Source organism: Dactylosporangium sp. NPDC051087, from assembly GCF_055586325.1.
This window is the reverse complement of the sequence record NZ_JBVJIJ010000074.1, coordinates 1-11,631: the sequence shown is the minus strand read 5'-3', so window position 1 is coordinate 11,631 and position 11,631 is coordinate 1. Positions and strand designations below refer to the sequence as shown.

Annotated in this window: 14 protein-coding genes; 8 read left to right on the top strand and 6 right to left on the bottom strand. The window is 70.9% G+C overall.

Annotated elements, in window-relative coordinates; genetic code table 11:
- Nucleotides 1–110: 110 nt before the first annotated feature.
- Nucleotides 111–494 carry a hypothetical protein gene (locus tag ACZ6TV_RS54795; RefSeq protein WP_465309634.1) on the bottom strand — a complete coding sequence of 128 codons (384 nt, stop codon included), beginning with the start codon at nucleotides 492–494 and terminating at the stop codon, nucleotides 111–113.
- Between the two features lie 103 nt (nucleotides 495–597).
- Entirely contained in the window at nucleotides 598–1,554 is a 957-nt protein-coding gene (locus ACZ6TV_RS54790) for a GlxA family transcriptional regulator (RefSeq protein ID WP_465309632.1), read from the bottom strand.
- Nucleotides 1,555–1,625: 71 nt separating this feature from the next.
- Here ACZ6TV_RS54790 and ACZ6TV_RS54785 point away from each other — a divergent pair, with 71 nt between their 5' ends.
- The 3 genes from ACZ6TV_RS54785 (at nucleotide 1,626) to ACZ6TV_RS54775 (ending at nucleotide 4,489) form a co-directional block, all read left to right on the top strand.
- Entirely contained in the window at nucleotides 1,626–2,882 is a 1,257-nt protein-coding gene (locus ACZ6TV_RS54785) for an APC family permease (RefSeq protein WP_465309630.1), read from the top strand.
- 30 nt (nucleotides 2,883–2,912) lie between these two features.
- Nucleotides 2,913–3,245, top strand: a complete 333-nt coding sequence (locus ACZ6TV_RS54780; RefSeq protein ID WP_465309628.1) for a YciI family protein — start codon at nucleotides 2,913–2,915, stop codon at nucleotides 3,243–3,245.
- Nucleotides 3,246–3,313: 68 nt separating this feature from the next.
- Nucleotides 3,314–4,489: an RNA polymerase sigma factor gene (locus ACZ6TV_RS54775; protein ID WP_465309638.1), complete on the top strand. Its 1,176-nt coding sequence runs from the start codon at nucleotides 3,314–3,316 to the stop codon at nucleotides 4,487–4,489.
- Nucleotides 4,490–4,506: 17 nt separating this feature from the next.
- Here the strand turns inward: ACZ6TV_RS54775 and ACZ6TV_RS54770 are convergent, their stop codons facing one another.
- Nucleotides 4,507–5,280 carry an MBL fold metallo-hydrolase gene (locus ACZ6TV_RS54770; RefSeq protein ID WP_465309626.1) on the bottom strand — a complete coding sequence of 258 codons (774 nt, stop codon included), beginning with the start codon at nucleotides 5,278–5,280 and terminating at the stop codon, nucleotides 4,507–4,509.
- A 45-nt stretch (nucleotides 5,281–5,325) separates the two neighbouring features.
- Entirely contained in the window at nucleotides 5,326–5,520 is a 195-nt protein-coding gene (locus tag ACZ6TV_RS54765) for a hypothetical protein (RefSeq protein WP_465309624.1), read from the bottom strand.
- Between the two features lie 165 nt (nucleotides 5,521–5,685).
- Between ACZ6TV_RS54765 and ACZ6TV_RS54760 the strand changes: the two genes are divergently transcribed.
- From ACZ6TV_RS54760 to ACZ6TV_RS54750, 3 genes are all read left to right on the top strand, one after another.
- Nucleotides 5,686–6,153 (top strand): hypothetical protein, encoded by a 468-nt coding sequence (locus tag ACZ6TV_RS54760; RefSeq protein ID WP_465309622.1) that lies wholly within the window; start codon nucleotides 5,686–5,688, stop codon nucleotides 6,151–6,153.
- 212 nt (nucleotides 6,154–6,365) lie between these two features.
- Entirely contained in the window at nucleotides 6,366–6,839 is a 474-nt protein-coding gene (locus ACZ6TV_RS54755) for a hypothetical protein (protein WP_465309621.1), read from the top strand.
- A 291-nt stretch (nucleotides 6,840–7,130) separates the two neighbouring features.
- Nucleotides 7,131–7,553, top strand: a complete 423-nt coding sequence (locus ACZ6TV_RS54750) for a hypothetical protein (protein WP_465309619.1) — start codon at nucleotides 7,131–7,133, stop codon at nucleotides 7,551–7,553.
- Nucleotides 7,554–7,811: 258 nt separating this feature from the next.
- On the opposite strand, the gene ACZ6TV_RS54745 is transcribed toward ACZ6TV_RS54750, so the two are convergent.
- Nucleotides 7,812–9,071 carry a hypothetical protein gene (locus tag ACZ6TV_RS54745; RefSeq protein WP_465309617.1) on the bottom strand — a complete coding sequence of 420 codons (1,260 nt, stop codon included), beginning with the start codon at nucleotides 9,069–9,071 and terminating at the stop codon, nucleotides 7,812–7,814.
- A gap of 217 nt (nucleotides 9,072–9,288) precedes the next feature.
- On the opposite strand from ACZ6TV_RS54745, the gene ACZ6TV_RS54740 reads away from it, so the two are divergent.
- On the top strand, nucleotides 9,289–10,086 hold the full coding sequence (locus tag ACZ6TV_RS54740; RefSeq protein ID WP_465309615.1) for a pentapeptide repeat-containing protein: 798 nt from the start codon (nucleotides 9,289–9,291) through the stop codon (nucleotides 10,084–10,086).
- A gap of 218 nt (nucleotides 10,087–10,304) precedes the next feature.
- Here ACZ6TV_RS54740 and ACZ6TV_RS54735 read toward each other — a convergent pair whose 3' ends face one another.
- Nucleotides 10,305–10,946, bottom strand: a complete 642-nt coding sequence (locus tag ACZ6TV_RS54735) for a nucleotidyltransferase domain-containing protein (protein ID WP_465309613.1) — start codon at nucleotides 10,944–10,946, stop codon at nucleotides 10,305–10,307.
- A gap of 566 nt (nucleotides 10,947–11,512) precedes the next feature.
- Here ACZ6TV_RS54735 and ACZ6TV_RS54730 point away from each other — a divergent pair.
- Nucleotides 11,513–11,631 (top strand): cold-shock protein (locus ACZ6TV_RS54730; RefSeq protein ID WP_465309636.1); only part of this gene is annotated, 119 nt, incomplete at its 3' end.

The following is an 11,631-nucleotide window of genomic DNA, read 5'->3' as shown; positions in this document are numbered from 1 at the left end:
GTCGCTAACCCACTTACCGGAGACCGCGCTCCTTTTCGATCACCGCCACACCGACGAACGGCCACCAGCCCGGCGGCTTACCAAACACGCCTTAGACCGCCGGGGTGCGGTTACGCGACGGGCACGGTCTTGTGGTTGAGGTAGGCGATGACGCGCACCGAGGTGCCGTCCTCGTGCAGCAGGTACGACGAGGACAGCTCGGCGGGGTCGCCGCCGGTCCGGCTGGGGACGGTCCATTCGGTGCGGACCAGCAGGTAGTGCTCGTCGAGGCGGAGCTGGTCGGTGGACGTGAGCTCGGCGGGGCCGTAGCCGGCGGCGGCGAACATCTGGGCCCTGCGGGGCAGGGTCGCGAGGAAGTCGGCGCGGGTGACCGGGCGGGCGCCGCTCGCGTCGGCGAACAGGAACGGGTCTGCGAACAGGTCCGCGCTGCCGGGGCCGGTCAGTGCGGTCAGGAACGCGTGGACGCTCGGCTCTGCGTCGGTGGGAGTCGCCATGGGTGTCCTCTCGAAGGCGTCGGCCCACCGTAGCCGCAAACCGGGACTATCATACCATAGTCGGACATAAATATCCAGTACCGTTCGGCCGGGTTCGGGTCGCTCAGCGGTGGAAGACCTGGCGGTACGTGGTAGGGGTGACGCTGGTCTGGCGGGCGAAGTGGGCGCGGAGGTTGGCCGGCGTGCCCAGGCCTGTCCGGTGGGCGATGCGCTCGATGGAGTCGTCGGTGGTCTCCAGGAGCTCCTGCGCCAGGCGGACACGCTGACCCAGCAGCCACTGCAGCGGGCTGGTCCCCACCGACTCGCGGAAGCGGCGGGCGAACGTCCTGGGGCTCAGGCGGGCCTCGCGGGCCAGGTCGGCGACGGTCAGCGGCTGGTCGAGGCGGGTCCGGGCCCAGTCGAGGGCGGCGCCGAGCGCGTCCGGGGTCCTGGGGCGCGGCGGCTGGTGCGCGAACTGGGACTGGCCGCCGTCGCGGTGCGGCGGCACGACCATGCGGCGGGCGACCTCGTTGGCCACCGCCGCGCCGTGGTCGAGGCGGACCAGGTGCAGGCACAGGTCGATCGCCGCGCCGGTGCCGGCGGACGTGAAGATCGTGCCGTCGCAGGTGTACAGCACGTCGGGGTCGAACGTCACCGAAGGGAAGCGCTGGGCGAAGTCGAAGGCGTTCATCCAGTGCGTCGTGGCGCGGCGCCCGTCGAGCAGGCCCGCGGCGGCGAGCACGTACGCGCCGGTGCAGATCGCGACGATGCGCCTGCCCCGCTCGTACGCCGAACGCACCACCGCGACGAGTGCCGGCGGCGGTGCCACCTGGGTGGCGCGGGCGAACGCCGGCACGATCAGCGTGTCGGCGTCGAGCAGCGTCTCCAGGCCGTGCGGCGCGGCGATCGACAGGCCCGAGCGGGCCGGGACGCTGCCCGGTGTCACGGCGGCGAAGCGCAGGTCGTACCACGGCGAAACCAGATCACTGCGATCGATGCCGAACACCTCGCACGGCACCGCCAGCTCGAAGACCGGCATGTCCTCGGTGACGGCGACGCCGACGACGTGACGCTGCGACATGGCTCGAATCTAACCCAGGATGGCATTCCTGCCACTCGTCCGGACAGGGTCCAGGCTGTCGAATAGGGGGCATGTTGAACGTGCCCCAAGGGGCGGCCCTGTCCATCGGCGCGGTCCTCGGCACCGGTGTCATCGCGCTCCCGGCCCTCGCCGCGCAGACCGCCGGGCCGGCGTCGCTCGTCGCCTGGGCCGCCCTGGTCGTCCTGTCGGTGCCCCTCGCCTCGACGTTCGCGGCGCTCGGCGCCAGGTTCCCCGACTCGGGCGGCGTCGCCACGTACGCGCGCAAGGCGTTCGGCGACCGGGCCGCCGCGGTCGTCGGCTGGTGCTTCTACCTCGCCGTGCCGGTCGGGGCGCCGGCCGCGGCGCTGTTCGCCGGGGCGTACGTGGCGGCGGCGCTCGGCGGCGGCACCCGCACGGAGCTGCTGACCGCCGGCGCGCTGATGCTCACGGTGACGGCCGGCAACCTCGGGGGCGTGCGGGTGTCCGGCCGGCTCCAGCTGGGCCTCGCCCTGCTGCTGGTCACGCTGCTGCTGACGGCGACCGTGACCGCGCTCCCGCACGCCGACCCGGGGAACCTGCGGCCGTTCGCCCCGCACGGCTGGTGGGCGGTCGGGTCGGCGGCGGCGCTGCTCGTGTGGGGGTTCGCCGGTTGGGAGGCGGTGACGTCCCTGGCGGCCGACTTCCGGCGCCCCGAGCGGGACCTTCCCCGCGCCACGGCGATCGCGCTGGTCGTCGTCGGGGTGCTGTACCTCGGGATCGCCGCCGCCAGCATCCTGGTGCTCGGCCCGGCGCCGGGCGGCGCGCCCCTCGCGGAGCTGCTCGCCCGCGGGGTCGGCGGGCAGGTCAGGGTCCTCACCGCCGGCGCCGCGGTGCTGCTGACGCTGGGCACGATGAACGCCTACTACGCGGGCGCCGCCAAGCTCGGCGCCGCGCTCGGCCGGGACGCGGCGCTGCCGGCGTGGTTCGGCCGGGGCAGCGGCGCCGGTGAGGTGCCCCGGCGCAGCCTCGCCGTGGTCGCCGGGCTCGGCGGGGTGTCGCTGCTGCTCGCCACGGTGACCGGCACCGGCACCCGCCCGCTGGTCCTGCTCACCAGCGGTGCGTTCGTCCTCGTGTACGTCCTGGGCGCCGCCGCCGCACTTCGCCTCCTGCCACGGCGGACACCGGTGTGGTGGTGCGCCGCGGTGTCCTTCGCCGCGTCGCTCGGGCTGCTCGCCCTCAGCGGCTGGTACCTGCTGGGCACCCTCGCGGTGGCCGGCTGCGCACTCGCGTACAAAAAATTCGCCCGGCCTGTCGATTCGGGCACGGTGCCGATTGACGTAGGAGTGTAAGAGGACGTTTTCCCTTGAAGGAGACCCGTCATGGCGCAGTACCTGATCCTGATCTACGAGAACGAGGCGGACTACGAGGCCGCCGGCCCGGGCGTGTACCCGGAGGTGATGGAGGCCCACAACCGCTTCTCCGAGCAGGCCGGCGACCGGTTAGTGGGCGGCAACGCCCTCCAGGGCGTCGCGACGGCCACGTCCATCCGCGGCGACGTCGTCACCGACGGCCCGTTCGTGGAGACGAAGGAGGTCCTCGGCGGCTACTACGTCATCGAGGCGAAGGACCTCGACGAGGCCCTCGAGATCGCCAAGCTGTGCCCCGCCCGCTTCGGCGGCGTCGAGGTCCGCCCGGTGATGACGTTCGAGTAGCCGTCCCCGTGGAGCCCGCCGCCGTCAGGGCAGCGGTCGCCGACGCGCACCGTCACGAGTGGGCCAGGGTGCTCGCCGCGACGGTGCGCGTCACGCGCGACCTCGACCTCGCCGAGGAGTGCGTCCAGGACGCGTACGTCGCCGCCATGGACGGCTGGCTCCGCCAGGGCGTGCCGGCCAACCCCGCCGCCTGGCTGACCGTCGCCGCCCAGCGCCGCGCCCTCAACGCCCACAAGCGCGCCGCGACGCTCCGCTCGAAGCTGCCGCTCCTGGTGGTCCCCGACGTCGACGCCGGGTCGCAGGAGCCCGACGAGATCCCCGACGACCGGCTCCGCCTCGTCTTCACGTGCTGCCACCCGGCGCTGGCCCGCGAGGCGCAGCTCGCCCTCACGCTCCGCCTCGTCTGCGGCCTGACCACCGCCGAGATCGCCCGCGCGTTCCTCGTCAGCGAGCCGACCATGGCCGCCCGGGTCACCCGCGCGAAGAAGAAGATCGCCGCCGCCGCCATCCCGTACCGCGTACCGCCGCTGGAGCAGCTGCCGGACCGCCTCGACGCCGTCCTCACCGTCGTGCACCTGGTCTTCACCACCGGCCACGCGGCCCCGACCGGTCCCGGCCTGCTGCGCCCCGACCTCGTCGAGCGCGCCGTCGACCTGGCCCGCACCCTGTGCGCCCTCATGCCCGACGAACGCGAGGCCCGCGGCCTGCTCGCGCTCATGCTCCTGCACGACGCCCGCCGTGCCACCCGAGTCGCCGCCGACGGCCGCCTGCTCCTGCTCGAAGAACAGGACCGCACCCGCTGGGACACCACCCAGATCGCCGACGGCATCGCCCTGGTCCGCTCCTCCCTGCGCGGCGGCCGCCCCGGCCGCTTCGCCCTGCAGTCCGCGATCGCCGCCGTCCACACCGAGGCCGCCACCTTCGCCGACACCGACTGGCAGCAGCTGCGCGGCCTGTACGACCTGCTGCTGCGCGCCTGGCCGTCCCCGGTCGTCGCCCTGAACCGCGCGGTGGTCGTCGCCATGTCCGACGGCCCCGGCGCCGCGCTCGCCCTGGTCGACGCCCTCGCCGAGGACCCGCGCCTGGCCTCGTACCACTACCTGCCGGCGACCCGGGCCGACCTGCTGCGCCGCCTGGACCGCCACGAGGAGTCGGCGGAGGCGTACCGGACGGCGATCGCCCTGTGCGACAACGCCGTCGAACGCGCCTTCCTGCAGTCCCGCCTCGACGCCCGCCCCACCTGACCCCGCCCTCCGGGAGTTCACCCGCCGCCGCGATCGGCCGCGACCCTGGCTGTCCTGCGCAGGTAGCCCTCGGCCAGCTCGCGGAGGCGCGGCCTGTCGAAGCTGTGCCCGTGGCCGGGGTGGACGACGGACACGTCGAGGCCGGCGAGGATCTCCATGCTCCGCCGGTACGCCGCCACGTCGGAGTTCGGCAGGTCGTCGATCAGGCCACCGTCGTAGACGACGTCGCCGGAGTACAGGGTCCCGGTGCGCTCCTCCAGCAGGGCGATGCTCCCCGGGGTGTGCCCGGGCAGGTGCAGCACGGTCAGCACCCGCCCGCCCAGGTCGACCCGGTCGCCGTCACCGAGCGTGCGGTGCAGGGCCATGGGCGCCACCCGATAGGCGCCCGGGTCGTAGCCAGGACCGGGCAGGACGTCGATCATGAGCTCGGGGACAGGTTCCCCCGCCGCGTCGATCCCCAGCTTCTCGTAGAGCTCCGCGCCGTACAGGCTCGCCGGTACACCCGCCGCCAGGACCTCGGCCTCGGCCTGGTGAGCGGCCCGCTCACCGAACTCGGCCGCCCCACCGGCATGATCCAGGTGCGCGTGGGTGAGCAGGACCATCGGATCGCGCTCGAACATGCCCGGAACCGCGTCCCGCAGGGCGACGACCCCGAGCCCGGTGTCGATCACGACGTCCCGGTCGGTGCCGCGCAACCACCAGAAGTTCGCCGACAGCAGCTCGTTGACGTGCGGCTCCGAGACCCGGATGACGCCGCCACCGACTCCGGCCTGCGCGTACCAGTCGACCATGCCCGCCAGTGTGCCACCGGGCCGAGCACCAGGTCCGGCGGGCGCCTACTGCTGATCGAGCTGCTGATCGAGCTGCTGCTCGAGTGCGACGACCGCGTCCAGGAGGCCGTGGAGGCCGAGTTCGTAGCGGTCGGCGTCCACCCGGTCGAACAGGACCTTTTCGATCGGCACGCCGGCGGTCCGCTCCGGCTGTCCGGCGAGCACCAGCTCGGCCAGGACGACGAGTTTGAGCTCATGCAAGGACGTTGGCTGGCAGCCCGGAGTGTCCATCGCTCCTCCGTCCGACTCGGAGGTGTCCTGTGTCCGTTCCCCGCCCGCGCCGCGCCGACGCTCACCCGAAGGGATGACTTCGCCCCACTCCACGCGGCGATACGGGTGATGCAGACTTGCCGGGTGCCGCCGCCGATGCCCGTTCGCCGGGTCCGATTCGAGCTCCGCCCGTGGGGCGACACACCGGAGCCGGCCCGCGAGCTGCTCCCGTACGTCGACAACGTCAGCCTGGTCGAGCTGATCTCGGGCTATGAGCGCGCGGCCGGCTTCGACGTGCCCGGCACGTACGCCGGCCTCGTGCTCGACCACTTCCGGTTCGGCGACCTCGCCTCGTACCTCATCGGGCAGCCCGACTCGTCGTACTGGGCGAGCAGGGGCGTCATCGCGCTGCTCGGCTGCGACTGCGGCGAGGTCGGCTGCTGGCCCCTGGAAGCGCAGGTCACCGTCGACGACGACCACGTCACCTGGCGCGGCTTCGCCCAGCCCTTCCGACCCCAGCGCGACTACGGCAGCTTCGGCCCGCTGAGGTTCAGCCGGAGCCAGTACGAACGCGCCGTTCGCCAGGTCGACGCAGACGTCCACAGCCGCGAAGAGACCACCTGACCAACGCGTTCTCATGCCGAATACAGTGCGTCCGATCTAGGCTGGTTGCTCACCGGCCGATCCCCGATCGTCGGTGTTGTGTCTATCTGGGGTGTGCCGAGCGGCGGCATTTTCGACGTCGTGTGGCGTGCTGGTGAAAGGCGTCCGCCACCAGTTTCAGCTCGTGGTGGACAGTCATGGGCCGAAACGGCTTCGGACGGTATTGTGCGCCGATGGCGATCGGATCAACACCGATTCCGGCGAGCCTCGGGTGGGCGCTGGTGGGCGCGGTCGTGGCCGTGGGCGCCGGCGTGGCCGTGGGTCTCGGGGCGTACCGGCGAAACCGGCGCATCCTGCGGCGCGGCGCGCGGCTGAGCGCCGAAATCGTCGCGGCCGAGATCGCCCCGCTCGATCGCCCGTACGAGTCGCGGCTGCGCAACGTGCGGCTGCGGCTGCGCTTCGAGGGCATCGAGGAGCACGTGCTGGAGTTCCTCGGGTACCGCCTGCGCTCCGACGACGCCGCGGCGCTCACGCCGGGCGCGACAGTGCAGGTCTGGGTGCTGCTAGAGGACCTGTCCGAGGTTCGCGTCGCCCGGCCCGGCAACGTTGACCGGCTCCTGCCGTTCCAGGCCGCACCGGAGGTGTCCGGCAACTACCCCGACGGCGGCATCAACGGCCTCGGCACCCTGCTGGACCGGTCGAGCTGAACGGCTGGCGCCTCCATTGGAGGTCTACGCGGCATTGAGCCCGGACGACGGCGCTCGGGTCGCGCTAGCAAGCTGGACCCCGTCTTCCGTATGGCATCCGTTGCAGCCGCCTGGGCCTCGGGCACCGCGAGAGGTACCACCAAACCCTGACCGCGACCATCAGCCCGACACAATTTGCCCAGCGCGTCCGGATCTGGCGATGAGCACGGAGGGTTTGCCGGGAGCGGTGGCTGTGAAGTTCAGTCAGGGAAGCTTGCGCCATCCCTATCTGCAGCGCCTATGGTGACACCCATGCGTCAACGCGCCGCGACCGTGGCGGGCCTCATCGTCGGTCCGGTCTTTCTGGCGCTCGGAGTGCTGTGGCTGCTCGCGTTCATGCCGGCCATCGGCGTTGGCGGCAGTGTCGCCACAACTGACTGTGGTAATGGATTACCGCGTCACGGCCCGACCTGCTGGGGTGACTTCACCCCTGACGATGGTGGTGCACCGCAGCCAGTGACCATCGGCGGCGTCGACGAGGAGGACGTGACCGTCGCTGCTGTCATGTACCCATGGGCCCCGAGCCAGGCATTTCGTCCTCCGGGCGCGGGCGCCGCAGCCGGATGGGCGGCCGTGGCCATCGCTGGGGCAGCGGTCCTCACCGTCACGGCCACCCGCGTGGTCCGCACGGCACGCACCAAGCGGCGCGGAAGCCCGTTCGCTCCTGCTGGATAGACCGATATCCCCGGTGCAGCGCAACGCAGTGCGCCCTGCCAGCCCGCTGCCGCCTCCTCGACCTCTTGCATCAAAGTGGACGATCGAGTTGCCGGGTAGCCGGCGATCGGGCACGGCGCAGTCGAGCGCGAACTCTTAATCACGTGCGCGCTCATGCCGCTGGTCTCGCGCGGCGCCAGCACCGTGGTCATCACATCGTGCGACGCGCCAGGGTGACCCCGACGCTTCCTGTCTTGCCGATGTGCCTGCACCAGGTCATCATCGGCCGCCGCTGTACTTGAACCGGGGCGGGCCGTCCGGCGCATACCGCATTGCGAGTTCGGTCAGGATCGCGGCGCGGCGCTCGTGCTGGTCGGCGGCTTCGGTGTCACCGCGAGCCGCCTCGTGACGACCGGCCAGGGCGGCCTGGGCGGACGCCTGCCACCACCGCTGCCCGAGCTGTACCAGCTCAGGCGACCGCGGCACCGACTCCGCCACGAGTTGCACGACCGCCGCGTCGGCATTGCCGGCGGCGCTGAGCAGCGCCAGCTCGGTGCGCTCCGCACCCCGGTCGACGAGCTCACGAGCCAGGTCCAGGTCGATCGTGGACCCGCCGAACCGCAGGGCCTGCCGCACCGGCACCTGCCGGTCGAGCAGCCAGCGCACCACGCTCCACGACCTCGAGCGCAATGCCAGGTCCAGTGGCGTCAGACCGGCGCGGACGACTTCCGCCGGGTCGCCACCGGCCTCCACGACGCGGGCGAGCAAATCGACGTCGTCGCTGGACACCGCACGATCGAGGGCGAGCTGCCGCAACCGGCGCTGCGAGCTGAGCGTGCCCAGATCGAGCGCGGCGCGCCAGTCAAGCACGGTGGCACGAACCATCCGGCGCAGTTGCCCCGAGGCGGACCGGGCCGCCGGATCAGCACTGCCGGCGAGCCCTTCGATCGCCTCGACCAGCTCCGACCCCGACGCGGCGTCGTCGTCGTTCCACGGATCCCGCTCCAGGACCAGCCGGTCGAACAGGTCGTGCAGATCGCCGGCCACGTTGCCGGCCCAATCGCTGGAGGTCAGCTCCCAGCCCGGCGGCAATCCCTGCCGCCAAGCAACAACGGCGCCGTACTGCGGACCCGGCGCGGTCCGGACATAGACCCGGTCGAGATACTCGAAGCCGCCGAACGGCACCGCATCCAACCCACCCGACCATTCCGGGCGCGCCTCGCGGAGCAGTTCTTCCTCGTGCTCGATCCATCCCCACAGGTCGCAATAGCCGTCACTGTCCGGATAGAACAGCTCCCGTACCGACAGCGGCTCCTCGTACCCGCCCACGTCGACCTGCAGGTCGTAGTCGAGCCGGCCGCCGAACGTCGCCCGCCACAAGACGATCAGCGGCTCCGGCAACGGGCCCGCGCACCGCCCAGCGACCGCCGCCAGCGTCGCATCGTCAATCGGCGGCTGCGGGCGCAGGATCAGCCGATCCCCGAAAAGCACAATCCCAGCCTCGGCGGCAACACGCCGCTCGTCCTCCGACAACGACATGCTGACCATGATCCCCCGGCCTCCAGCATCGCTCGAGCGGACCTCACAACGACACCTGCCCCCAGGGGCGCATCGGTCAGCGTCGCCGGTCACGACACGTAAACGACGGTCCTACCGCGCAGGCGCACTGAACCGCCGATGAGCAGATGCTCGGTCTATCAATAAGGTGGCTTGGGGCCGTCGCGATACAGTGCACATGTCAAAGGAGGGTGTGGGGATGGCGGCTCGCTGGCGGGTTGCGGCCTTCGCGCTTGCGGCCGTGGGCACGGTTGCCATCGTTACCGTACTCCCGGCGTGGCTGCTCGCGGTCGACGTGGGCGCCGCGAAGATGGTCGCCATGACGCCGATGGACCGTGCATCGAGCGTCAATGCCATCCGCGGGCAGATCTTGCAGGCGCTGGGTGCTATCGCCGTGTTGTCAGGCGCCGTCCTGGCCTGGCGCCAGCTGCAACACTCGGCCGCTGCCAGCCGCGATCAGCTTACGGTACAACGCGAGGGCCAACTGACGGATCGGTACACCAAGGCCGTCGAGCAACTTGCCCACACTGATACAACCGTGCGGATCGGTGGGATCTACGCCCTCGACCGCATCGCTCGCGAATCGGCCGACGACCGGCCCAACATCGTCAACGTTCTCGCCGCTTATCTTCGACTTGCCTCTCCCTGGCCGCCCGCTGACGGGCAGAGCGCCACGACCGCCCTCCCTTTGCGGGTCCGCCGACCGGACGCGCAGACGGCGTTGACAGTGCTCTGTCGCTGGAACTCGGCCGATCTCAACCCGACGGAGTGGTTAACCGCCGATCTCACCGGCACCGACCTACGCCACGGCAACATGGAGGGCCGTGTGCTGTGGCACATAAGGTTCGCAGCCGCAAATCTCACCGGCGCCAACCTTCGCAATTCGGATCTGCGAGGCACTGACTTCACCGACACCGTGTTGGACGGTGCTGACCTCCGTGGGGCGACGGCGGACGAAACGACATGGTGGTCCGGCGCGCCACTCGTTGAGTCATAGCCGACTGCTACACGTAACGGAAGTGGGAACGGTGACTCGGCTGCTTCCGAAGTCCCGGAGCTCGGGCGAAATCGAAGGTGATCTCGATGCTCGACACACGCTCATGCCGCGAGCCGCGCGCCACCCGGCGTGACGGCGTGACGGCGCTCATACGGGAATCCACGGATTGAGGGAGCGACGCCGTGCCGGGCTACCGTTGTATCCGGCTTCGGACGCGGCTACAAAGCCGCCAGCCACGCGTGTCCCGGATGCACCTGCGTCAAGAGCCTGGACAGCGTCTGGCGTTGGGTATGGGTCAGCAGCGGTACAACGCCATCGAAGTCAGCCTGGTCCTTCGGGCGTACGTGCTTGGCCTTGAAGAGCAGAACCAGTTCAGGCCTCAAGTATGGAATCCGGTCCGGGGTCCACCGGATGATTTCGGCATAGGGCAGTCTGATCGTCTCGTCTCGCCGGCAAATCCACACCTCGCCGTCGTGCGGCTCGCGAAAGACATCAAGCAGGTAGCGTCCGGTCGCAGGCTCGCGCAGCCACGTCTGGTGAGTGGCACTCAGCACCTGCGGCGTCGCCGACTCCCAGACCCGGGCGGCGCCTACTGCGTCGAAAGCAAACTCGGCGAAGCGCTCGCGAATCTCCGGGAACTGCCCGGCCGGCACGCCGATCTCGATGTCGTGGTGCTCGCGGGTCTGCGAACCGCGGAACAGGTCCAGCGCCCAGCCTGCCGCGATGTACCAGGGCGCGGAGACTCCGGCCAGGCGGCGTGCGACATCGTACGGCTTCCAGCATTGCGCCCAACGAGCTTCGAGAGCCTCCGCGTTGCCAGACGATACCTCGATGCCGCCGCTAGGCACTTGGTCACTCATCGGTCGAACATATCTGGATCGATGCCCAACTCGTCGTAGAGATCCTCATCTGGCGCCGGTCGCGCAGCTCCAGCCGGCCGACGCAGCTTGATCACGTTTCCGCACATGCCGCTGTCAATGCGCCGTTGGTTATCGAGGGCTGGTCACGTTGCGCCGATGGGGCAGGGGCACGTCTCGTCCTGGTGCTTGTAGTCGTCGGAGCGGGGATGACCGCAGTAGAAGACGCTGAGCAGCGTGTGCTGGGGGTCGGTGGACTGGTCCGGGTCGGCGCCGCATGCCGGGCACGGTGTCGGCGCGTCTGGACCGGTCACCGTCGGCGCTGAGCGGGCCCACCAGGCAACGACGCGCTCGGCCACGGAGTCGAACTCATCGTCGGCCACGTCGAGCGGCCGCGCGCGGGCGGGCCGGCGCGACGAGCCGGTCGGAGTCGTTCGCGACCGCCACCCGCGTCCTGGCCGCCTACGACCTCCTGCAACCGACTGACCGTGGCCGGTCCCGGTGGTCCCGGGCACGACGACGTCAGCGAGACTGGGAGCAATGCCGCTCTAACGACCTGGAGCCTTCCTATGCCGCACGGGATCGTCCGCTGGTTCGACGCCGAACGGGGGTTCGGCTTCCTCGCGCCTGACGACGGATCACCAGACATGTTCGTGCACGCCTCCGAGATCGTCGGGGACGGCGGCTC